The sequence below is a fragment of the Pseudomonas sp. 43(2021) genome, assembly GCF_017490805.1.
Classification (GTDB): Bacteria; Pseudomonadota; Gammaproteobacteria; order Pseudomonadales; family Pseudomonadaceae; genus Aquipseudomonas.
This window is the reverse complement of sequence record NZ_JAFGYJ010000013.1, coordinates 83,246-104,896: the sequence shown is the minus strand read 5'-3', so window position 1 is coordinate 104,896 and position 21,651 is coordinate 83,246. Positions and strand designations below refer to the sequence as shown.

Below are 21,651 nucleotides of genomic sequence, written 5' to 3'. Positions count from 1 at the left end.
TGGCACTCGAAACGCTGGCCCAACCTTTGCTCTACGCTTTCCAACTCCCTAACAAACACAATAGCCAGGAGACACACCATGCGTTACGCACATCCCGGTACCGAAGGCGCGAAGGTTTCCTTCAAGAGCCGCTACGGCAACTACATCGGTGGTGAGTTCGTTCCTCCGGTAAAGGGGCAGTACTTCGAAAATACCTCCCCGGTGAATGGCAAGCTGATCGCTGAATTCCCTCGCTCCACTGCCGAAGACATCGACAAAGCCCTGGATGCCGCCCACGCTGCGGCCGACGCCTGGGGCCGCACTTCAGTGCAGGATCGCTCCAACGTTCTGCTGAAGATCGCCGACCGTATCGAGCAGAACCTCGAACTGCTGGCCATTACCGAAACCTGGGACAACGGCAAGCCGATCCGCGAAACCCTCAACGCCGACATCCCGCTGGCGGTTGATCACTTCCGCTACTTCGCTGGCTGCATCCGCGCCCAGGAAGGCGGCACTGCCGAGATCAACGAAGGCACCGTGGCCTACCACATCCACGAGCCACTGGGCGTGGTCGGACAGATCATCCCGTGGAACTTCCCGATCCTGATGGCCGCCTGGAAGCTTGCTCCGGCACTGGCCGCCGGCAACTGCGTGGTGCTCAAGCCGGCCGAACAAACGCCACTGGGAATCACCGTACTGCTCGAAGTCATTGGCGACCTGCTGCCACCTGGCGTGCTCAACGTGGTGCAAGGCTATGGCCGCGAAGCCGGTGAAGCCCTGGCCACCAGCAAGCGCATCGCCAAGATCGCCTTCACTGGCTCTACCCCGGTCGGCTCGCACATCATGAAATGCGCCGCCGAGAACATCATCCCGTCCACCGTCGAACTGGGCGGCAAGTCGCCGAACGTGTATTTCGAAGACATCATGCAGGCCGAGCCAAGCTTCATCGAGAAGGCGGCCGAAGGCATGGTGCTGGCGTTCTTCAACCAGGGCGAGGTATGCACCTGCCCGTCGCGGGCACTGGTACAGGAATCGATCTACCCGCAGTTCATGGAAGTGGTGATGAAGAAGGTGCTGCAGATCAAGCGCGGCGACCCGCTGGACACCGACACCATGGTCGGCGCCCAGGCCTCGCAACAGCAGTTCGAGAAGATCCTGTCGTACCTCGACATCGCCCAGAAGGAAGGCGCCGAGCTGCTGACCGGCGGCAAGGTGGAAAAACTGGAAGGCTCGCTGGCCACCGGTTACTACATCCAGCCGACCCTGCTCAAAGGCAACAACAAGATGCGCGTGTTCCAGGAAGAAATCTTCGGCCCGGTGGTCAGCGTCACCACCTTCAAGGACGAAGCCGAAGCCTTGGCGATTGCCAACGACACCGAGTTCGGCCTGGGCGCCGGCGTGTGGACCCGCGACATCAACCGTGCCTACCGCATGGGCCGTGGGATCAAGGCTGGCCGCGTGTGGACCAACTGCTACCACCTGTACCCGGCGCATGCGGCGTTCGGTGGCTACAAGAAGTCGGGGGTCGGGCGTGAGACCCACAAGATGATGCTCGATCACTACCAGCAGACCAAGAACCTGCTGGTGAGCTACGACATCAATCCGTTGGGCTTCTTCTAAACCGCGCCGTCTTCTTCGCGGGTAAACCCGCTCCCACAGGTACTGCGCTTGCTTCAGGTGCTGTACACCCCCTGTAGGAGCGGGTTCACCCGCGAAGAGGCCTGGCCTGCTTTACACAATACCCAGAGCGGTAACCGTGCACCAACCGCTCTGGCTCGCTTCCTGCAATACACATCACCATCGGCCCGGAACCCGTCCGGCCACCAAGAAAAACAACAGGTGAATCTATGCCAAGCGATCATTCCGCCGGCTCGCCGGCAGGCTCTTCCGTCGACTTCGAAAAAGTCGGCTCGGACTATTTCCAGCAACGTGAACTGAAAAAAGGCGCCGCAGGCTGGGTCCTGCTGGTCGGCCTGGGCGTGGCTTATGTCATCTCGGGCGACTATGCCGGCTGGAACTTCGGCCTGGCCCAGGGCGGCTGGGGCGGTATGTTCCTCGCCACCCTGCTGATGGCCACCATGTACCTGTGCATGTGCTTCTCGCTGGCCGAGCTGTCGTCGATGATCCCCACCGCAGGCGGCGGCTATGGCTTTGCCCGCAGCGCCTTCGGCCCCTGGGGCGGCTTCCTCACCGGGACGGCGATCCTCATCGAGTACGCCATCGCCCCCGCCGCCATCGCGGTGTTCATCGGCGCCTATTGCCAGTCACTGTTCGGCATCGGCGGCTGGATGATCTACCTGGCGTTCTACATCGTGTTCATCGGCATCCACATCTTTGGCGTGGGTGAGGCGTTGAAGCTGATGTTCATCATCACTGCCATCGCCGCCATCGCCCTGGCCGTGTTCCTGGTTAGCATGGTGCCCCATTTTGATGCAGCCAACCTGTTCGACATCGCCAAAACGGACGCCGTGGGCGCCAGCAGCTTCCTGCCGTTCGGCTATGTCGGCGTATGGGCGGCCATCCCCTACGCCATCTGGTTCTTCCTCGCCGTAGAGGGCGTGCCACTGGCCGCCGAAGAAACCAAGAACCCCAAGCGCGACCTGCCACGCGGCCTGATCGGCGCCATGCTGGTACTGCTGGCCTTCGCCCTGCTGATCCTGGTGGTCGGCCCCGGCGGCGCGGGCTCCGAAGCACTGAAAGCGTCCGGCAACCCACTTGTAGAAGCCTTGTCCAAGGCCTACGGCGGTAGCACCTGGATGGGCGGCTTCGTCAACCTGGTCGGCCTGGCCGGGCTGATCGCCAGCTTCTTCTCGATCATCTACGCCTATTCCCGGCAGATCTTCGCCCTGTCCCGCGCCGGCTACCTGCCGCGCAAGCTGTCGGAAACCAACAAGAGCAAGGCCCCGGTACTGGCCCTGATCATCCCCGGGATCATCGGCTTTGCCCTGTCGCTGACTGGCCAGGGTGACCTGCTGATCCTGGTGGCGGTGTTCGGCGCTACCCTGTCGTACGTGCTGATGATGGCCGCGCACATCACCCTGCGCATCCGCCGGCCGAAGATGGAGCGCCCCTACCGTACCCCCGGTGGCATCTTCACCTCGGGTTTGGCCCTGGTGCTGGCCTGCATCGCCGTGGTCGCCGGTTTCCTGGTCGACCCACGAGTGGTGATTGGCGCCGCAGTGATCTATGCGGTATTAATTGCCTACTTTGCTTTCTACAGCCGCCACCACCTGGTCGCGGGTACACCGGAAGAGGAATTCGCCGCGATCCAGAAGGCCGAAGAGGCCCTGCACTGATCGCCGCCACCCGCCGCGGGGCAACCCGCGGCTCTGGAGAGTCTGTATGGCAAGTTTCGTACACACGGTCGGCCACCTGGTCTACCGCTTCGACAGCCTCAAGGAAGTGATGGCCAAGGCCAGCCCCGCCCGCTCCGGGGACTACCTGGCGGGCGTTGCGGCCAGCAACGACGGCGAACGGGTCGCCGCGCAGATGGCCCTGGCCAATATCCCGCTGACGCATTTTCTCAATGAAGCGCTGATCCCCTACGAAGATGATGAAGTCACGCGCCTGATCATCGACACTCACGATGCCCAGGCCTTCGCCCCGGTCAGCCACCTGACCGTGGGTGGCCTGCGCGACTGGCTGCTGAGCGAAGAGGCCAACGAGGACAGCCTGCGCAGCCTGGCGCCAGGGCTGACGCCGGAAATGGCCGCCGCGGTGTCGAAGATCATGCGCGTGCAGGACCTGGTGCTGGTGGCGCAGAAGATCCGCGTGGTCACCCGCTTCCGTGGCACCATGGGCCTGCGCGGGCGCCTGTCGACCCGGCTGCAGCCCAACCACCCGACCGACGAGCCGGCCGGCATCGCCGCCAGCATTCTGGACGGCCTGCTGTACGGCAACGGCGACGCCATGATCGGCATCAACCCGGCCACTGACAGCATCGCCTCGATCTGCGCCCTGCTGGAAATGCTCGACGCCATCATCCAGCGCTACGACATCCCCACCCAGGCCTGCGTGCTGACCCACGTCACCACCTCGATCGAGGCGATCAACCGTGGCGTGCCACTGGACCTGGTGTTCCAGTCCATCGCCGGCACCGAGGCGGCCAACGCCGGGTTCGGCATCAACCTGAACGTGCTGCAGGAAGGCTACGAGGCGGGCCTGTCGCTGAAACGCGGCACCCTCGGGCAGAACCTGATGTACTTCGAAACCGGCCAGGGCAGCGCGCTGTCGGCCAACGCCCACCATGGCGTCGACCAGCAAACCTGTGAAACCCGCGCCTATGCCGTGGCCCGCCACTTCAAGCCGTTCCTGGTCAACACCGTGGTCGGTTTCATCGGCCCGGAGTACCTGTACAACGGCAAGCAGATCATCCGCGCCGGCCTCGAAGACCACTTCTGCGGCAAGCTGCTCGGGGTGCCGATGGGTTGCGACATCTGCTACACCAACCACGCCGAAGCCGACCAGGACGACATGGACACCCTGCTGACCCTGCTTGGCGTGGCCGGGATCAACTTCATCATGGGCATCCCCGGCTCCGACGACATCATGCTCAACTACCAGACCACCTCGTTCCACGACGCGCTGTACGCGCGCCAGACCCTGGGCCTGAAGCCCGGGCCGGAATTCGAGGCATGGCTGGCCCGCACCGGCATATTCACCCAGGCCGATGGCCGGGTGCGCTTTGGTGACAACCTGCCGCCGGCCTTCCGTCAGGCCTTGGCACAGCTTGCATAGGGATGACCATGGACCACCGCACGCCTACCCCCGACAACCCTTGGCTGGCCCTGCGCAACCTGACCCCGGCGCGCATCGCCCTGGGCCGTACCGGCACCAGCCTGCCGACCGGGGCGCAGCTGGACTTCCAGTTCGCCCATGCCCAGGCCCGCGACGCCGTGCACCTGGCCTTCGACCATGCCGGCCTGGCTACCCAGCTGAGTGACCGCGGGCGCGAAAGCCTGGTGCTGCACAGCGCCGCCAGCGACCGCAACCAGTACCTGCAACGCCCGGACCTGGGGCGGCGCCTGAGCGAAGATTCGGTTGCCGCGCTGCGCGAGCACGCCCAGGCCAACCCCGGTGGGGTCGACCTGGCCATCGTCGTCGCTGACGGCCTGTCGGCCCTGGCCGTGCACCGCCACACCCTGCCCTTCCTCGCGCGCTTCGAGGAGCAGGCCGCCGCCGACGGCTGGACCAGCGCCCCGGTGGTGCTGGTGCAGCAGGGCCGCGTGGCAGTGGCCGACGAGATCGGTGAACTGCTGGGCGCACGGATGACTGTGATGCTGATCGGCGAACGGCCGGGGCTCAGTTCGCCCGACAGCCTTGGCCTGTATTTCACCTATGCACCGAAGGTGGGCCTGACCGATGCCTACCGCAACTGCATTTCCAACATCCGTCTGGAAGGGCTGAGCTATGGCATGGCAGCGCACCGCTTGCTGTACTTGATGCGTGAAGCCTGCCGGCGCCAGCTTTCCGGGGTGAATCTGAAAGACGAAGCCGAGGTCCATAGCCTGGAGAGTGAACACAGCACCGGCCAGAAAGGTAATTTCCTGCTCGGCAAAGGGTAAAAAACATGTCACGGAAGGCGGATTGCACTTGCCCCGCGCATTGGGCAGCATGCCCTTGAAAGCTGCTGGCAATCCGCTGTTTCCCCTAACGGACTCTGAGGGCCGCACATGCGCATCATCAAGGCAACCCTGGAACACCTCGACCTGCTCACGCCGATGTTCGTCAAATACCGTGAGTTCTACGGGCAGCTCCCCTACCCCGACAGCTCGCGCAGCTTCCTGGAAAAGCGCCTGAAGCGGGATGAGTCGGTGATCTACCTGGCGCTACCCGATGATGACAACGGCAAACTGCTGGGCTTCTGCCAGCTGTACCCGAGCTTCTCGTCGCTGTCGCTGAAGCGGGTATGGATTCTCAACGATATCTACGTGGCCGAGGACTCGCGGCGCATGCTGGTGGCCGACCACCTGATGCGCGAGGCGAAGAAAATGGCCAAGGAAACCAATGCCGTGCGCATGCGGGTGTCGACCAGCGCGGACAATGAGGTAGCGCACAAGACTTACGAATCCATCGGGTTTCGTGAGGATAACGAGTTCAAGAGCTATATCCTGCCAATCAGCCAGGATTGACTGTGCTGGCCTCTTCGCGGGTGAACCCGCTCCCACAGGGATCGCGACGCATCTGAAATCGATGCTGTACCTGTGGGAGCGGGTTCACCCGCGAAGAGGCCGGAACAGGAATACCCCTGCCGTAACCCCCCGCTACAAACTCCCCGGGCATGATCCTGACTTAGCCGTATAATGGCCCACCTGTCATGTGTGAAAATTTACCCATCCCCAGGTAACCGAGCCTACGCCCAAGAACACAGGTGCTGTACATGGATTTCAACCCGCTGGACCTTATCCTGCATCTCGATGCCTACCTCGATCTGCTGGTCACCAACTACGGTCCCTGGATCTACGCCATCCTCTTCACCGTGATCTTCTGTGAAACCGGTCTGGTGGTCATGCCCTTCCTGCCCGGCGATTCGCTGCTGTTCATCGCCGGCGCCGTGGCCGCCGGTGGCGGCATGGACCCGGTCCTGCTGGCCGGCCTGCTGATGGCCGCCGCGATCCTCGGCGACAGTACCAACTACGTGATCGGCCGCACGGCCGGCGAGCGGTTGTTCAACAACCCCAACTCGAAGATCTTCCGTCGTGACTACCTGCAGCGTACCCACGACTTCTATGAACGCCACGGCGGCAAGACCGTGACCATGGCGCGCTTCCTGCCTATCCTGCGCACCTTTGCACCGTTCGTCGCCGGCATCGCCCACATGCACTACCCGCGCTTCCTCGGTTTCAGCGTCGCCGGTTCGCTGCTGTGGGTCGGCGGCCTGGTTACCCTGGGCTACTTCTTCGGCAACGTGCCATTCATCAAGCAACACCTGTCGCTGATGGTGGTAGGCATCATCATCCTGTCGCTGGTGCCGATGATCCTCGGCCTGCTGCGTAGCCGCCTGGGCCGCACGGCCAAGGCGCACTAAGCCTGCCAATGTGGTCGTTCAGCGCCTGGCGGCGCAAGCGCACCCTGGCGCGCTACCCCATCACCCCCCAGCAATGGCAGGCCGTGCGCGAGCGCCTGCCGATGCTGGACGGCATCACTGACGAAGAAGATCGCTGGCTGCGTGAAGCCTGCATCCTGTTCCTGCTCGACAAGCACCTCACCTGCCTGCCCGGCGTCGAGCCGGACGACGAGCAGCGCCTGTTGCTGGCGGCCCAGGCGCAGTTGCCGCTGCTGCACCTGGGCGAGCTGAACTGGTACCAGGGTTTCCACGAAATCATCCTCTACCCCGACGACTTCAAGAGCCCCCAGCGCCACCGCGATGCCAGTGGCGTCGAGCACGTATGGGACGGCGAGCACAGCGGCGAGGCCTGGCAACAGGGCCCGATCATCCTCGCCTGGAGCGGCGTGCTGGCCAGTGGGGGCTGGGAGGCCTACAACCTGGTCATCCATGAGCTGGCGCACAAGCTCGACATGCTCAATGGCGATGCCAACGGCCTGCCGCCGCTGCACAGCGGCATGCCTGTGGATGAATGGGCAACCGCCATGCAACAGGCCTATGACGACCTCAACCGCCAGCTGGACGCCAACCCCGACGTCGAAACCGCCATCGACCCGTATGCCGCGGAAAACCCCGCGGAGTTCTTTGCCGTCACCAGCGAGTACTTCTTTAGTGCACCCGACCTGCTGCAACAGGCTTATCCACAGGTCTACCGCCAGTTGTCGCTGTTCTACCGCCAGGACCCGCTGGCGCGCCTGTGCCGGCTGCAGGCCGAACACCCGGAATACCGCGAAAGCCACGCCTGACGGGGCCGCACATCAGGCCAGGCGTGGCATGCCCATGCAGAATGTGCCTATAATCGCCGCCACTTTTTTGGTCAAACACGGGGGCACTGCCCAATGAGCTACAGCAAGATTCCGGCGGGCAAAGACCTGCCGAACGACATCTACGTCGCCATCGAAATCCCGGCCAACCACGCGCCGATCAAATACGAGATCGACAAGGACAGCGATACCCTGTTCGTCGACCGTTTCATGGCTACCCCGATGTTCTACCCAGCCAACTACGGCTTCATCCCGAACACCCTGGCCGATGACGGTGATCCGCTGGACGTGCTGGTCGTTACCCCTTACCCGGTAGCTCCAGGTTCGGTTATCCGCGCCCGTCCGGTCGGCGTGCTGAACATGACCGACGACGGCGGCGGCGACGCCAAGGTCATCGCTGTTCCTCACGACAAGCTGTCGCAGCTGTACGTCGACGTGAAGGAATACACCGACCTGCCAGCCCTGCTGATCCAGCAGATCGAGCACTTCTTTGCCAACTACAAAGATCTCGAGAAGGGCAAGTGGGTCAAGATCGAAGGCTGGGAAGGCGCTGACGCCGCCCGTGCCGCGATCACCAAATCGGTTGCTGCCTACAAGGGCTGATACCGGTTGCATGAAGAACCCCGCCCTGGCGGGGTTTTTTTATGCCTGATGGATGGCTGGCCGCCCTGGCACTGGATGACCTGCCTGCGCAGCACTTTTGTGGGAGCAACTGTCTTGCTCAAACTCTAAATGCTGGCGCGATCCCTGTGGGAGCGGGCGTGCCCGCGAACACCGGCGCAGCCGGTGCCAGCTACCGCGTTGGCCTCTTCGCGGGCACGCCCGCTCCCACAGGAACCGCGCACTTGCTTGGGAGAGTAATAAATCCTACGCAGTCCTACGCCAACGCCCTACAAACAGGCGCTTTTCACACAAGCCCCATCAACATCCGGTTCATATCCTTGCTGGCACCCCGCCGCTACACTCGCCGCCATGAACACATCCGGCGACCGCCTCAAAGCCCTGCTCCACGAATGTGGCCTGACCCCTTCCGATTTCGCCGCCCAGCGCAGCGTCACACCCCAGCACGTCAACAACTGGTTCAAGCGCGGTGTGCCCCTGGCCCGGCTGGACGAAATGGCCGACCTGTTCTGCGTGCATCGTCGCTGGTTGCGCACGGGCGAAGGGCCCAAACACCACAACCCGATCCTGCGCAACTGCCCGCCAGGGCCGGCGCCCGCCAACCCGCCCACGCCACTGTCGGCGCAAGGCGGCCGGGCACTGAAGGTGCCCTTTTACGAACTGCACAACGGCCTGCTGTCACCTGTGGCCAGCAAGCACCTGTGCCTGCCCGCAAAAGCCCTGAAAGTGTTGGGTGTGCATGCCGACAACGCCATCTGCCTGGCCATGCCCGCCAGCAACATGACCCCGCTGATTCCGCTGCAGGCCACCCTGGCCATCGACCTGGGCATGACCCGGGTGGTCGAGGGCGAAACCTATGCCCTGCTGCACAACGGCGCGCTCCGGGTGAACAACCTCAGCCTCGGCCAGCACGGCACGCTGTACCTGCACAGCCATGACCGGCGCACCTATGCGGTAGAACGCTACACTGCCGCCCAGCGCCAGGCACAAGGGCTGGAAATTCTGGGCTGGGTGTTCCACTGGTCGCATTTCCGCCAGCAACGGCCCGGCTGAAACAACCTGTGCCATTTTTTGCTGGGCATCCTGCGCGCGCCCTTGTATGCTACGCCGCACATTCAGCCCCGACCGGCGCGAGCCGCGGTCCAGAGGGCTCGGCGATATCCCACACGGGCATCTGCCATCTCTTTCAGGCCCTTGATGGCCACACAGTTAAGGCGATTGCGGCTTACCATAAATTAGTCGGAAGCGTCCCCGAGAAGCCGGCCACAAGCCGGCTTTTTAATGCCTGAAGGAAAGCCATTGTGATTCTCTGCAACCTTCCTATGGCTGGGAAATCGCAGTTGCGAGAGCGAAAATAATCTCATTCGCCATTTATCTGACACTAACCTGACGCTCATCTGAAAATCGTCGGATAAATGACGTTTCGCGTGGAGCTTTCATCCTCCTGTTCTAGGCTCAAGCCATATGGGAGGAGGTGTAGTCCATGCGCAAATTATTGATTGGCTCGTCGATACTGGCTTGTCTGGTGGTGCTGGGCGGCTGGTTGAGTCGACCGCAGCCGTTGCCGGTCAGGCTGCTGGAGGTTGAGCGGGGGCCGGTGGAAACGGTGGTGGCCAATACGCGCGCGGGTACGCTGAAGTCCTGTCGACGCTCGCACCTGTCCTTCAATGTCGGCGGCCAGGTTGCCGAGTTGCAGGTCAGCGAGGGCCAGCGGGTCCAACCGGGCCAGGTGCTCATGCGCCTGCGCCAGGACGAGCAGCTGGCCAGGCTGCAGGAGGCCGAGGCGCGGCTGGAGGCCCAGCGCAACACCCGCGAACAGCGCTGCCAGCAAGCGCTCCTGGACCGGCGCGACCTTGATCGCCTGGGCCAGCTGGCCGACCGCAAGCTGATTGCCGCCGATCGTCTGGACCAGGCCGCGACCAAGGCCAACCTGGCGAAGCTGATGTGCAGTGCCAGTGCCGTGCTGATCCGCGAGGCCGACGCCAGCCTGCAGCTGCAGCGTTCACTGCTGGAGCAGACGACCCTGCGTGCGCCATTTGCCGGCGTAGTCGCAGAAATCAACGGCGAACTGGGTGAGTTCGTCACCCCTTCGCCGCCGGGTATTCCCACACCACCGGCGGTCGACCTGATCGACGACAGCTGCCTGTATGTCGAGGCACCGATCGATGAGGTGGACGCTGCCCGGGTTCACCCCGGCACCGCCGTGCGGATCAGCCTGGATGCCTTCCGTGGCCAGCATTTCACCGGCCGCGTCAGCCGCATCGCACCCTATGTGCGTGAATTGGAGAAGCAGGCGCGTACCGTCGATGTCGAGGTTCGCTTCGACCAGCCGCCGTCAGACCTGGCCCTGCTCACCGGCTATAGCGCCGATGTCGAGATCCTCCTGGAGCAGCACGCAAGTGCTTTGCGCATCCCCACCGAAACCCTGCTGGAGGGGCAGCGTGTGCTGCGATATGACCCGAGCGCCCGGGTGTTGCGCGAGGTGCAGGTACAAACCGGGTTGAGCAACTGGCGCTGGACCGAGGTGCTCGCCGGGCTCGACGAGGACGCGCGTATCGTCGCCAGCCTCGAGCAGGAGGGGCTCAAGGATACCGTGGCGGTGATCCCGCTGGATGCCACGGAGACCGAAAAATGATCCGCCTGCGCGGCGGCAGCCGCAGCTTCCAGCTGGGCGAACAACGGGTGATGGGGCTGGACGGCCTGGACCTGGACATCGCAGCCGGTGACTACATGGCGGTGATGGGCCCTTCGGGCTCGGGCAAGTCGACCCTGCTGAACATCCTTGGCCTGCTCGATGCGCCGAGCGCCGGCGAGTACTGGCTGCAGGGCGAGGCTACGGCGGCGCTGAGCGAGGCGCGCCGCGCCCAGTTGCGCAGCCGACTGATAGGCTTCGTTTTCCAGTCCTACCACCTGATCGCACGGCTGACGGTGCTGGAAAACATCGAGCTGCCGATGGTCCTCGCCGGCATCGGTGCGGCGCAACGGCGCAAGCGCAGCAGCCAATTGGTGGCCCGCCTGGGGCTGGGCGATCGCCTTGCCCACCGCCCGGCCGAGCTGTCCGGTGGCCAGCGCCAGCGCGTCGCGATCGCCCGGGCGATGGTCATGCAACCGGCGCTGTTGTTGGCCGACGAGCCCACCGGCAATCTCGATAGCCAGGCCGGCGCCGAGGTCTTCAGCCTGCTGGAAGAGCTCAACGGCGAGGGTCTGACCCTGATAGTGGTGACCCACGACGCCAGCCTTGGCGCCCGCGCACAGCGCCAGCTACACATGCGTGACGGGCGCATCCACAATATTGCGCCGCAGCGGGCGCTGGCCTGATGCGCGCTGCCGATGCCCTGGGCTTCTGGCTCGGCGCTTTGCGTGGGCACCGCTCGCGCAGCCTGATGCTACTGCTGGCCATCGCCATCGGGGTGGTGGCGGTCAACCTGCTCACCGGCCTTGGCGCTGGGGCGCGGGCCTTTGTGCTGAACGAGTTCTCGCTGCTCGGGCGCGACATCCTGATCGTTTTCCCGGGCCGCAAGGAAACCACGGGGCGAATGCCCCCGCTCACCGGCCTGACGCCGCACGAATTGACCTTGCAGGATGTCCAGGCCATCACCCGGCTGCCGGGCATCCACCGGGTCGCGCCGCAACAGGCCGGGCAGATGGAGGTGATAGTCGGCAACCGCAATCGTGAGGTGCTGACCCTGGGCACCACCCGGGACTTCTTCGCCATTCGCCAACTGACGGTCGTCCAGGGCCAACCCCTGCCGGCGCTGGACCCTGAACAGGCCGAGGCCGTCTGCGTGATCGGCGGCAAACTCCGGCGCGAGCTGTTCGGCGAACGCCCGGCCCTGGGTGAATGGTTGCGCGCCGGCGACCGGCGCTTCCGGGTGGTCGGTATCCTCGGTGAGCGGGGCGAATCCCTGGGCATGGATTTCGCCGAGATGTTGATCATCCCGGTGGCCAGTGCCCAGGCCTTGTTCAATAGCGAAGGGTTGTCGCGGGTGTTTGTCGAGGTGCATGGTCCGAGCGTTCTCGACCGTAGCAAGCGCCTGATACTCGCCGCGCTCAAGGAGCGCCACGAGGGTGAGGAAGACGTCACCCTGGTCAGCCAGGACAGCCTGCTCAGCGCCTTCGACCACATACTCGCGGTGCTGACCCTGGCGGTGGCCGGGATTGCCGCGATCAGCCTGGTGGTGGCAGGCATCCTGATCATGAACGTGACCTGGATTGCGGTGAGCCAGCGCAGCGCCGAGATCGGCCTGCTCAAAGCCATAGGTGTGACGGCGGCGCAGCTGCGCCTGCTGTTCCTCGGCGAGGCGGCGCTGCTGGCCCTGACGGGGGCGCTGGCGGGGCTGCTGCTGGCCGAAACCTTGCTCTGGCTAGGGCGCCTGGCGTTCGATCTGCCGCTCTATACACCCTGGTGGGCGCGGGCTGGCGCAGTACTGCTGGCACTCGGCACGGCACTGCTGTTCGCCTGGCTGCCGGCCGCTCGGGCCTCGGCGCTGGAGCCGGTGGCGGCGCTACGCCCGCCGGGAGCGCACTGATGCGCTGGCAAGATGGTCTCCGGCTGACCAGCTCGGCGCTGACCTGCCGCCCCTTGCGCAGCCTGCTGACCCTGCTCGGGGTAGCGATCGGCATAGCCGCCGTGGCGCTGCTCACGGCCATCGGCGAGGGCGTGCGCGGCTATGTGCTGGAGAACTTCTCGCAGTTCGGTACTCGGATCATCACCGTGCGCCCGGGCAAGACCCAGACCAGCGGCCTCGGCGGCCTGCTCGGCAGCGTACGGCCTCTGACCATCAGTGACACCGATGCCCTGCGGCGCTTGCCGCATGTCGAGGCGGCTGTGCCGATCATTCAGGGTAGCGGGGATGTCCAGTTCGGCCAGCTGAGCCGGCGCAGCGACATTCTCGGTGGTGGCCATCAATTGGCACAGGCCTGGCGCATGCAGCTGAGCCTGGGCGAGTTCCTGCCCGCGGCCCGTGACGGTCGTTCGCCGCCCTATGTGGTGCTCGGCCATCAGCTGCGTACCGAGCTGTTCGGTGCGCGCAATCCGCTGGGCGAGTTGATTCGCGTCGGCGGCGTGCGTTTCCGGGTGATCGGCGTGATGGAAAAGAAGGGCCAGTTGCTCGGTTTCAACCTCGACGATATCGCCTACATCCCGGTGGATTGGGCGCAAAGCCTGTTCAACCGCACCGGGGTGGTCAAAGCCCATGTAGTGTTCGGCGCAGGCACCACTTCAAAGGCGTTGAGCCGGCAGATTCGCGAGGTGCTTGGCGAACGGCACGGCGCGGAGGACTTCAGCCTGACCACCCAGGATGACATGCTGCGCAGCTTCAACCGCGTGCTCGGCACCCTGAGCCTGGCCATCGGTGCCTTGGGGGGTATTTCGCTGTTGGTTGGCGCGGTCGGCATTCTCACCATCATGACGACCGCTGTGGGCGAGCGCACGGCGGAAATCGGCCTGTTGCGGGCGATTGGCGCCAGCCCGCGGCAGGTGCTCGGACTGTTTCTCGCCGAAGCGACACTGCTGTCCCTGGCCGGTGGGCTGCTTGGCCTGCTGTTGATGGGCCTGCTGCTCGGGCTACTGCACCTGGCCATGCCGAGCCTGCCCTTGGCGCTGCATCCGCTGTTTCTGCTACTGGCGCTGCTGCTGGCGGCGGTGCTGGGGGTTCTCGCCGGCCTGGCTCCGGCACTGCGGGCCGCCCGCCTGCATCCGGTGGCGGCGCTACGCAGTGAGTAGCGGCCAGGCCAATGAGCCGTACGCTGCATGAAGATTTCTACAGGCTTTACTGGGGCTGCTTTGCAGCCCTTCGCGGGCACGCCCGCTCCCACAGGACTGCACATAACTCATTGAATTAGCAGGGGCCTTGTGGGAGCGGGTTTACCCGCGAACACCGGCATAGCCGGTGCCATATATCGCGTCGCATTCTTCGCGGGTGAACCCGCTCCCACAGGGTGCGCGGCGCGCTTACTGAATTTGACCCACCGCAAGCTGACAGAAAAGTAATCTGAAGCTCAGCCAGCTGACAGCGCAGATCAGCTAGCGTGAAGGAAGATTGTGGGGCTTCTCGACCCACACGCTGGGCATTCACCCGCCTGAATACCAGCAACTTTTCGACTGACTGGACGCAACGGCATGCAAAGCAAAACCACCAGACGCTCCTTCGTCAAAGGCCTGGCCGCTACCGGACTACTTGGCGGGCTGGGCATGTGGCGCACGCCGGTCTGGGCCGTGACCAGCCCCGGCCAACCGAATGTGCTGAGCGGCACCGACTTCGACCTCTACATCGGTGAGCTGCCGGTCAACATTACCGGCGCTGCGCGCACAGCAATGGCCATCAACGGCTCCATACCCGGGCCCATTCTGCGCTGGCGCGAAGGCGATACCGTCACGCTGCGTGTGCGCAACCGCTTGCAGCAGGATACCTCCATTCACTGGCACGGCATCATCCTGCCGGCGAACATGGACGGCGTGCCGGGCCTGAGCTTTCATGGCATCGCCCCCGACGGCATGTATGAGTACAGGTTCAAGGTCCAGCAGAACGGCACCTACTGGTACCACAGCCACTCCGGTTTCCAGGAGCAGATCGGGGTGTACGGCGCCCTGGTCATCGATGCAAAAGAGCCTGAGCCATTCACCTATGACCGAGACTATGTGGTCATGCTCAGCGACTGGACGGATGAAGACCCTGCCCGGGTGCTGTCCAAGCTCAAGAAGCAGTCCGACTATTACAACTACCACAAGCGCACGGTGGGTGATTTCGTCAACGACGTGAGCGAAATGGGCTGGTCCGCTGCGGTAGCCGACCGCAAGATGTGGGCCGAGATGAAGATGAGCCCCACCGATCTCGCCGACGTGAGCGGTTACACCTACACCTACCTGATGAACGGCCAGGCCCCGGACGGTAACTGGACGGGCGTGTTCAAGCCGGGCGAGAAAATCCGCCTGCGCTTCATCAACGGCTCGGCCATGACGTATTTCGATGTGCGAATTCCCGGCCTGAAGATGACGGTTGTCGCGGCGGATGGGCAGCATGTAAAGCCCGTTTCGGTCGACGAGTTCCGCATCGCCGTTGCCGAAACCTACGACGTCATTGTCGAGCCCGAGAACGAGCAGGCTTACACCATTTTCGCTCAATCCATGGACCGCACCGGGTATTCCAGGGGCACCCTGGCTGTTCGCGAAGGCTTGCAAGCCCCTGTTCCAGCTGTCGATCCACGGCCGATCATTTCCATGAGCGATATGGGCATGGACCATGGCGGTATGGGTGGAATGGACCACGGCAGCATGGCTGGCATGGACCACGGCAGCATGGCTGGCATGGATCACGGCGACATGGCTGGCATGGACCACGGCAGCATGGCCGGCATGGACCATGGCAACATGGCTGGCGCCAACGCAGCCATGCAGAGCCACCCAGAATCCGAGACCAACAACCCCCTGGTCGACATGCAGACGATGACCCCTACGCCAAAACTGGGCGATCCGGGCATCGGGCTGCGTGACAACGGCCGCCGTGTGCTGACCTATGCGGACCTGCGCAGCACCTTCCCGGACCCGGACGGCCGCGCGCCAGGTCGCACAATCGAGCTGCACCTCACCGGCCACATGGAAAAGTTCGCCTGGTCCTTTGACGGCATCAAGTTTTCCGATGCCGAGCCATTGCGCCTCAAGTATGGCGAGCGCCTGCGCATCACCCTGGTCAACGACACCATGATGACTCACCCCATCCACCTGCATGGCATGTGGAGCGACCTGGAGGATGAGAACGGCAACTTCATGGTGCGCAAACACACGATCGACATGCCGCCTGGCTCAAAACGAAGCTACCGCGTCACTGCAGATGCTTTAGGACGTTGGGCCTATCACTGTCACCTGCTGTTCCACATGGAAATGGGCATGTTCCGCGAAGTCCGTGTGGACGAATGAACTGGAGATCCGAGATGAGCAAACCAATGAAACGAAGCGCGTTTTTCCTTTCTGCTGCAATGGCCGGCCTGTTTGCCGTTTATGCCCCGTCATCATGGTCCGACGGCGAGCAGCCTGCCGATGCCGCAAAAGCCAAGGGCGCCCAAGGCATGGACCATGGTGCGATGAAGGGCATGGATCACGGCGCCATGAAAGGGATGGATCACGGCTCGATGAAAGGTATGGACCATGGCTCGATGCAAGGCATGGACCACGGCAAGATGATGCAATCGCATGGCAGCGATAAAGCTAAGGCAGGGAAAGATGCTCAATAGCCTGGCACGACCATCGCTGCTGGCATTGACCGTTTCGCTCGGCGTGCTGGGGGCTGCGCACAGCTTCGCCGCTGAAGAAATGGACCATTCGACGATGGACCACGGCAAGATGGATCATGGCAGCATGCAGGGCATGGACCACGGCACCATGGATCATGGGGCTATGGACCATGGAGCCATGAACCATGGAGCGATGGACCATTCGAAAATGAACCACGGCTCGGCGGATACGCCGACGACCAGCCGTACCCCGATCCCGGTGCTGACCGATGCCGACCGCCAGGCGGCCTTCCCGCCGTTGGGCGGGCATCAGATGCACGACAGTGCGATCAACAGCTTCTTCCTGTTGGATCAGCTCGAGTACCAGGATGCCGATGAAGGCAGCACGCTGGCCTGGGATGCTTCTGGCTGGATAGGCGGCGATATCAACCGTCTGTGGATCCGCTCCGAAGGTGAACGCACCAACGGTGTCACCGAGGATGCCGAATTGCAGCTGCTGTACGGCCGCTCGATCAGCCCATGGTGGGATGTGGTTGCCGGGGTGCGCCAGGATTTCAAGCCTGAATCTCCCCAGACCTGGGCGGCGTTCGGTATCCAGGGCATGGCACTTTACGACTTCGAGGCCGAAGCCACTGCGTTCATTGGTGAGAACGGCCAGACTGCCGCGCGCCTGGAAGGCGACTACGACATTCTGCTGACCAACCGCCTGATCCTGCAGCCAACCGCTGAAGCCAATTTCTATGGCAAGAACGACCCTGGGCGCGGCGTGGGCTCCGGCCTGGCCAATACCGAAGTCGGGCTGCGCCTGCGCTATGAAATTGTCCGCCAGTTCGCCCCCTACATCGGCGTCACCTGGAACCGCTCCTACGGCAAAACCGCCGATTTCATCCGCGACGAGGGTGGTGATGTGGATGAAGCGCGTTTCGTGGCCGGTATTCGCCTGTGGTTTTGAGAACCAGACATGAAAAAAACAATAACAACGCTTGTTGCAGCAGGCGCAGTGGCCAGTGTGGCCGTGCTGGGTGCCGCGTATTCCGGCCTGGTCAATGTCGGAGCCGATGATCCCCATTTCCCCGCCGTGCATGCCTTTCTGGCCATGGCACGGGAGCGTTCGATCGCAGTGCGGGCCAGGGACATCGAGGTGCCAGACCTGAAAGATGAAGCGCTGATTCGTACTGGCGCCGGTAACTACAATGCCATGTGCATCGGTTGCCACCTCGCCCCTGGCGTCGAGAACACCGAGCTCAGCCAGGCTCTGTATCCATCACCCCCCAACCTTGCCAGGAGCGGGATCAGTGGCGACCCTGCGGCTGCGTTCTGGATCATCAAGCACGGCATCAAGGCCTCCGGCATGCCGGCCTGGGGCAAAAGCATGGGTGATGAATACATCTGGGGCATCGTCGCCTTCCTGGATCAGCTACCCCAGTTGAACGCCCAACAGTACAAGACAATGGTCACGGCCAGTGGCGGCCACCAGCATGGTGGTGGCGAAAGTGAAATGCACAACCATGAAGGCCAGCACGGCGACAACGTGCCTGACCACCATGGTGAGCAGGCCTCGGGCGCAGGCCATCGTGATGAGGGGCATTCAAAGGCGCATACTCATCGCGATGGCAAGCAGCACATGCATAAAGACTGAAGGCAGCTGCGCGAGCCAACAGGTGTATACCGACAGGTTTGCAGCGCCTATGAGACCTGAAGGCAAACACTCACTGCTTCATGCCCAACTCAGCATCATCCATCAGCGCCTTGGCCATCGCACTCAGGTAGTGCGCAGCCCAGATCATCATCGGTTTCTCATCCATCAGGCCGGTGATGGTCAGTTCGTGGACATAGCCCATCAACTCTGAGGACTGCTCGCGGGCATCGCGGCAGGGGATGCCGGGCTCGATGCGGAACAGCGGGTGGGTGCCGTTTTCGCCCTGGTAGAAGGTGGTTTTGCCGACGGTGAACTGGGTGTCTTCTGTGGTCATTGTTGAATCCCCCTGAAATTTCTCGAGTGCCTGGGCCGGCCCTTTCGCGGGTGAACCCGCTCCCACAGGAGCTGTGCAAGTCTTGAAGCTTGTAATGAACCTGTGGGAGCGGGTTTACCCGCGAAGAGGCCCGCCCAGACAACACATCACTCAAGCCTCAGTGCAAAGTCCGAGTCTCAATGGCCTGAGGCACAACGGTCGCAACACACAGCGCATAGTCCGTGGCCTGGATCAGGGTGTCTTCAAGGGAATGAATAACGTGGGGTGGATCGGGAACAATCTTAAGCATGGTGAGGTTCTGAATTGACTGGCTAGAACCGCCACTCATTACCTGCAGTGTGATGGGTGGCGACCACGTACAGGTCTGCAAGACCGGCAGAGAACGAAACCGGCAGGTTCGAAAACCTCCCGTACGCAGCCACCATCAAGCGCGCGCAATGGCATGCCATTGGCTATTGGTGATCGGTAATCGTTCTCTGAGCGGGCTTGCAGGCCCGGTCGCTGATTTGCCAACGACAGGGCCACACTAGGCCGCCAGGAACACCACCGCAATGGCTCAAGGGCGCTAGGAAGCTATTTCAGCAACGCCCTACGCGCAACCGGAAAAATCTGATTATTACCGGCGCGATTGAGGGGATGTCGCGGTAAACCTGTCAGCCCTTCACACACACCACCTGCCGCAAGGTGTGCACCACCTCCACCAGTTCCTGCTGCGCGCGCATCACCGCATCGATGTCCTTGTAGGCCATGGGTATCTCGTCGATTACCTCCTTGTCCTTGCGGCATTCCACATGCGCCGTGGCCCGCCGCTGGTCTTCCACGGTGAAGCGGCTCTTGGCCTTGGTCCGGCTCATCAACCGGCCGGCACCATGGCTGCAGGAACAGAACGCTTCCTCGTTGCCCAGCCCCCGTACGATGAAGCTCTTGGCCCCCATGGAACCCGGAATGATGCCCAGCTGCCCCTTCTGCGCCGACACCGCGCCCTTGCGCGTCACCAGCACCTCTCGGCCAAAATGCTGCTCGCGCTGCACATAGTTGTGGTGGCAGTTCACCGCTTCCAGGCTGGCCTCGAACGGTTTGCCCAGCGCCTTGCGCGCCGCACCGACCACCGCCAGCATCATCAGCTCGCGGTTCTGCCTGGCGTAGTCCTGCGCCCACTCCACCGCTTCGACGTAGTCGGCGAAATGGCGGCTGCCTTCCTCGAAGTACGCCAGGTCCTTGTCCGGCAGGTTGGCCAGGTGCTGGCGCATGTCGGCCTGGGCCAGTTCGATGAACAGGTTGCCAATGGCATTGCCCACGCCCCGGGAGCCGCTGTGCAACATGAACCAGACGCGGTCGGCCTCGTCCAGGCACACCTCGATGAAATGGTTGCCACCGCCCAGCGTCCCCAGGTGATGGCGGTTATTGGTCTTCTCCAGCCGCGGGTACTTGTCGGTGATGGCCTTGAAGCGCCCGGCCAGTTGCCCCCAGGCCTTGTCCGCCTTGGCTGGCACATCGGCCCAGGCGCCCTGGTCACGTTTGCCGAAGGTCTTGCCGTGTGGCACGGCGTGTTCGATGGCACTGCGCAGGCCATGCAGGTTGTCCGGCAGGTCGCGGGCGTGCAGCGACGTGCGCGCGGCGATCATGCCGCAGCCGATGTCCACACCGACCGCGGCGGGGATGATCGCGCCAACGGTGGGAATGACGCTGCCGATGGTCGAGCCCTTGCCCAGGTGCACGTCGGGCATCACTGCCAGGTGCTTGAAGATGAACGGCATCCTGGCCGTGTTGAGCAGTTGCTTGCGGGCGTCGTCTTCGACAGGTACGCCATCGGTCCACAACTTGACCGGCTTGCCGCCGGCGACCTGGAGAATGTTCATGGGGCTGTTCCTCGAATGCATACCGGCATGATACCGCCAAAGGTCGTAGGGCCGCGGGTTGCCAGTGGGGTGGCAATGTGCTGTATGCTTGGCCGGTCTTCAGGGCGGGGTGAAAGTCCCCACCGGCGGTAAATCGAAAGATGAGCCCGCGAGCGCCCCGGCCATGCCGGGGGTCAGCAGATCTGGTGAGACTCCAGAGCCGACGGTCATAGTCCGGATGAAAGAAGGCGTCAGGCAGGGGCCATCCGGGCGCCCCTGCGCGCGCATTTTGTTCGCCCCGAGACGTTCATCGATCATTCACGAGGAGCGTTTCATGTCCACCATGCACCACCCGCAATTCCCCAATGTCAGCGCCGCCATCGCCGCCTTCAAGGCCGGGCGCCCTGTGCTGCTGCTCGACGACGACGACCGCGAGGACGAAGCGGACATCATCGCCGCCGCCGAGAACATCTCGCTGCAGACCATGGCCATGATGATTCGCGATTGCAGCGGCATCGTCTGCCTGTGCCTGGACGAGGCCACCGTCGACGAACTGCAACTGGCACCCATGGTGCAGAACAACCAGGCCCGCCATGGCACCGGCTTCACCGTCACCATCGAGGCGGCGGAAGGTATCACTACCGGGGTGTCCGCCCAGGACCGCATCACCACCATAAGCGCGGCACTGCGCTCCACCGCGGAGCAGCGCCATATCGTCAGCCCGGGGCATGTGTTCCCGCTGCGCGCCCGCAATGGCGGGGTGCTGACCCGCCGTGGCCACACCGAAGGCTCGGTGGACCTGGCGCGCCTGGCCGGGTTGCGCCCGGCGGCGGTGCTGTGCGAACTGATGAACCCCGATGGCACGATGGCCCGTGGCGAGCAGGTGGCGGTGTATGCGCGGCAGTACAATTTGCCGGTGCTGACCATCGAGGAACTGGCGCGGTACCGTGAAGCCATGCTGGAGCGGGAAGCAGAGCCAGCCTGATCCACCGCACGGGGCCGCTTTGCGGCCCATTCGCGGGTAAAACCGCTCCCACAGGGACCGCGCAGACTCGGAACCGGCGCAGTACCTGTGGGAGCAGGTTTACCCGCGAAGAGGCCGGCAAGTCCAACCTCAGGCTGCCGGAAGTTTGCTCCCCCCG

Annotated in this window: 20 protein-coding genes and 1 riboswitch; of the genes, 18 read left to right on the top strand and 2 right to left on the bottom strand. The window is 63.4% G+C overall.

Translation table 11 applies throughout. From position 1 onward, the window contains the following. Positions 1–78: 78 nt before the first annotated feature. The 17 genes from J5M71_RS13605 (at position 79) to J5M71_RS13525 (ending at position 18,337) form a co-directional block, all read left to right on the top strand. Positions 79–1,599, top strand: coding sequence for an aldehyde dehydrogenase family protein (locus tag J5M71_RS13605; protein WP_207832790.1), 1,521 nt, complete (start codon positions 79–81; stop codon positions 1,597–1,599). 227 nt (positions 1,600–1,826) lie between these two features. Then, a complete protein-coding gene (gene eat, locus J5M71_RS13600) occupies positions 1,827–3,275 on the top strand; it encodes an ethanolamine permease (RefSeq protein WP_013970695.1) in 1,449 nt (482 codons plus the stop codon). A gap of 46 nt (positions 3,276–3,321) precedes the next feature. Then, positions 3,322–4,716 (top strand): ethanolamine ammonia-lyase subunit EutB, encoded by a 1,395-nt coding sequence (locus tag J5M71_RS13595; RefSeq protein WP_013970694.1) that lies wholly within the window; start codon positions 3,322–3,324, stop codon positions 4,714–4,716. A gap of 8 nt (positions 4,717–4,724) precedes the next feature. Next, complete coding sequence (gene eutC / locus J5M71_RS13590; protein ID WP_207832788.1) at positions 4,725–5,543, top strand: ethanolamine ammonia-lyase subunit EutC; 819 nt, start codon at positions 4,725–4,727, stop codon at positions 5,541–5,543. A 108-nt stretch (positions 5,544–5,651) separates the two neighbouring features. Continuing rightward, the gene (locus tag J5M71_RS13585; protein ID WP_207832785.1) at positions 5,652–6,110 is read left to right on the top strand and encodes a GNAT family N-acetyltransferase; all 459 of its coding nucleotides are present in this window, start codon (positions 5,652–5,654) and stop codon (positions 6,108–6,110) included. Positions 6,111–6,358: 248 nt separating this feature from the next. Further along, complete coding sequence (locus tag J5M71_RS13580; RefSeq protein WP_207832783.1) at positions 6,359–7,006, top strand: DedA family protein; 648 nt, start codon at positions 6,359–6,361, stop codon at positions 7,004–7,006. Positions 7,007–7,014: 8 nt separating this feature from the next. Beyond that, the gene (locus J5M71_RS13575; RefSeq protein ID WP_207832782.1) at positions 7,015–7,830 is read left to right on the top strand and encodes a M90 family metallopeptidase; all 816 of its coding nucleotides are present in this window, start codon (positions 7,015–7,017) and stop codon (positions 7,828–7,830) included. Positions 7,831–7,923: 93 nt separating this feature from the next. Beyond that, on the top strand, positions 7,924–8,451 hold the full coding sequence (gene ppa, locus J5M71_RS13570) for an inorganic diphosphatase (protein WP_003255365.1): 528 nt from the start codon (positions 7,924–7,926) through the stop codon (positions 8,449–8,451). 369 nt (positions 8,452–8,820) lie between these two features. After that, positions 8,821–9,522, top strand: coding sequence for a helix-turn-helix transcriptional regulator (locus J5M71_RS13565; protein WP_207832780.1), 702 nt, complete (start codon positions 8,821–8,823; stop codon positions 9,520–9,522). Positions 9,523–9,952: 430 nt separating this feature from the next. Beyond that, a complete protein-coding gene (locus J5M71_RS13560; protein WP_207832778.1) occupies positions 9,953–11,104 on the top strand; it encodes an efflux RND transporter periplasmic adaptor subunit in 1,152 nt (383 codons plus the stop codon). Then, on the top strand, positions 11,101–11,787 hold the full coding sequence (locus J5M71_RS13555) for an ABC transporter ATP-binding protein (RefSeq protein ID WP_207832777.1): 687 nt from the start codon (positions 11,101–11,103) through the stop codon (positions 11,785–11,787). The genes J5M71_RS13560 and J5M71_RS13555 overlap by 4 nt, the downstream gene beginning before the upstream one ends. Continuing rightward, positions 11,787–12,998, top strand: coding sequence for an ABC transporter permease (locus J5M71_RS13550; RefSeq protein ID WP_207832775.1), 1,212 nt, complete (start codon positions 11,787–11,789; stop codon positions 12,996–12,998). Before J5M71_RS13555 ends, J5M71_RS13550 begins: the two co-directional genes overlap by 1 nt. Next, the gene (locus J5M71_RS13545) at positions 12,998–14,194 is read left to right on the top strand and encodes an ABC transporter permease (protein WP_207832772.1); all 1,197 of its coding nucleotides are present in this window, start codon (positions 12,998–13,000) and stop codon (positions 14,192–14,194) included. Before J5M71_RS13550 ends, J5M71_RS13545 begins: the two co-directional genes overlap by 1 nt. Before the next feature lie 396 nt (positions 14,195–14,590). Continuing rightward, complete coding sequence (locus tag J5M71_RS13540; RefSeq protein ID WP_207832770.1) at positions 14,591–16,384, top strand: copper resistance system multicopper oxidase; 1,794 nt, start codon at positions 14,591–14,593, stop codon at positions 16,382–16,384. A gap of 14 nt (positions 16,385–16,398) precedes the next feature. After that, positions 16,399–16,698, top strand: a complete 300-nt coding sequence (locus J5M71_RS13535; protein WP_207832768.1) for a hypothetical protein — start codon at positions 16,399–16,401, stop codon at positions 16,696–16,698. Then, positions 16,688–17,650 (top strand): copper resistance protein B, encoded by a 963-nt coding sequence (locus J5M71_RS13530; protein ID WP_207832766.1) that lies wholly within the window; start codon positions 16,688–16,690, stop codon positions 17,648–17,650. Before J5M71_RS13535 ends, J5M71_RS13530 begins: the two co-directional genes overlap by 11 nt. A 9-nt stretch (positions 17,651–17,659) precedes the next feature. Continuing rightward, complete coding sequence (locus J5M71_RS13525) at positions 17,660–18,337, top strand: c-type cytochrome (RefSeq protein WP_063911078.1); 678 nt, start codon at positions 17,660–17,662, stop codon at positions 18,335–18,337. 70 nt (positions 18,338–18,407) lie between these two features. On the opposite strand, the gene J5M71_RS13520 is transcribed toward J5M71_RS13525, so the two are convergent. Beyond that, positions 18,408–18,671, bottom strand: a complete 264-nt coding sequence (locus tag J5M71_RS13520; RefSeq protein ID WP_207832764.1) for a DUF3077 domain-containing protein — start codon at positions 18,669–18,671, stop codon at positions 18,408–18,410. 653 nt (positions 18,672–19,324) lie between these two features. Next, positions 19,325–20,530, bottom strand: a complete 1,206-nt coding sequence (locus J5M71_RS13510; RefSeq protein ID WP_207832760.1) for an RtcB family protein — start codon at positions 20,528–20,530, stop codon at positions 19,325–19,327. A 91-nt stretch (positions 20,531–20,621) separates the two neighbouring features. Continuing rightward, a riboswitch (FMN riboswitch) is annotated at positions 20,622–20,763 on the top strand. 80 nt (positions 20,764–20,843) lie between these two features. On the opposite strand from J5M71_RS13510, the gene ribB reads away from it, so the two are divergent. Further along, positions 20,844–21,494: a 3,4-dihydroxy-2-butanone-4-phosphate synthase gene (gene ribB / locus J5M71_RS13505; protein ID WP_207832758.1), complete on the top strand. Its 651-nt coding sequence runs from the start codon at positions 20,844–20,846 to the stop codon at positions 21,492–21,494. Positions 21,495–21,651 lie beyond the last annotated feature (157 nt).

Coding starts and splice junctions, on each gene's coding strand:
- J5M71_RS13560 (WP_207832778.1), top strand. CDS start 9,953: ATGCGCAAATTATTGATTGGCTCGTCGATACTGGCTTGTCTGGTGGTG.
- ppa (WP_003255365.1), top strand. CDS start 7,924: ATGAGCTACAGCAAGATTCCGGCGGGCAAAGACCTGCCGAACGACATC.
- J5M71_RS13550 (WP_207832775.1), top strand. CDS start 11,787: ATGCGCGCTGCCGATGCCCTGGGCTTCTGGCTCGGCGCTTTGCGTGGG.
- J5M71_RS13595 (WP_013970694.1), top strand. CDS start 3,322: ATGGCAAGTTTCGTACACACGGTCGGCCACCTGGTCTACCGCTTCGAC.
- ribB (WP_207832758.1), top strand. CDS start 20,844: ATGTCCACCATGCACCACCCGCAATTCCCCAATGTCAGCGCCGCCATC.
- J5M71_RS13540 (WP_207832770.1), top strand. CDS start 14,591: ATGCAAAGCAAAACCACCAGACGCTCCTTCGTCAAAGGCCTGGCCGCT.
- eat (WP_013970695.1), top strand. CDS start 1,827: ATGCCAAGCGATCATTCCGCCGGCTCGCCGGCAGGCTCTTCCGTCGAC.
- eutC (WP_207832788.1), top strand. CDS start 4,725: ATGGACCACCGCACGCCTACCCCCGACAACCCTTGGCTGGCCCTGCGC.
- J5M71_RS13585 (WP_207832785.1), top strand. CDS start 5,652: ATGCGCATCATCAAGGCAACCCTGGAACACCTCGACCTGCTCACGCCG.
- J5M71_RS13565 (WP_207832780.1), top strand. CDS start 8,821: ATGAACACATCCGGCGACCGCCTCAAAGCCCTGCTCCACGAATGTGGC.
- J5M71_RS13510 (WP_207832760.1), bottom strand. CDS start 20,530: ATGAACATTCTCCAGGTCGCCGGCGGCAAGCCGGTCAAGTTGTGGACC.
- J5M71_RS13605 (WP_207832790.1), top strand. CDS start 79: ATGCGTTACGCACATCCCGGTACCGAAGGCGCGAAGGTTTCCTTCAAG.
- J5M71_RS13520 (WP_207832764.1), bottom strand. CDS start 18,671: ATGACCACAGAAGACACCCAGTTCACCGTCGGCAAAACCACCTTCTAC.
- J5M71_RS13575 (WP_207832782.1), top strand. CDS start 7,015: ATGTGGTCGTTCAGCGCCTGGCGGCGCAAGCGCACCCTGGCGCGCTAC.
- J5M71_RS13555 (WP_207832777.1), top strand. CDS start 11,101: ATGATCCGCCTGCGCGGCGGCAGCCGCAGCTTCCAGCTGGGCGAACAA.
- J5M71_RS13580 (WP_207832783.1), top strand. CDS start 6,359: ATGGATTTCAACCCGCTGGACCTTATCCTGCATCTCGATGCCTACCTC.
- J5M71_RS13530 (WP_207832766.1), top strand. CDS start 16,688: ATGCTCAATAGCCTGGCACGACCATCGCTGCTGGCATTGACCGTTTCG.
- J5M71_RS13545 (WP_207832772.1), top strand. CDS start 12,998: ATGCGCTGGCAAGATGGTCTCCGGCTGACCAGCTCGGCGCTGACCTGC.
- J5M71_RS13535 (WP_207832768.1), top strand. CDS start 16,399: ATGAGCAAACCAATGAAACGAAGCGCGTTTTTCCTTTCTGCTGCAATG.
- J5M71_RS13525 (WP_063911078.1), top strand. CDS start 17,660: ATGAAAAAAACAATAACAACGCTTGTTGCAGCAGGCGCAGTGGCCAGT.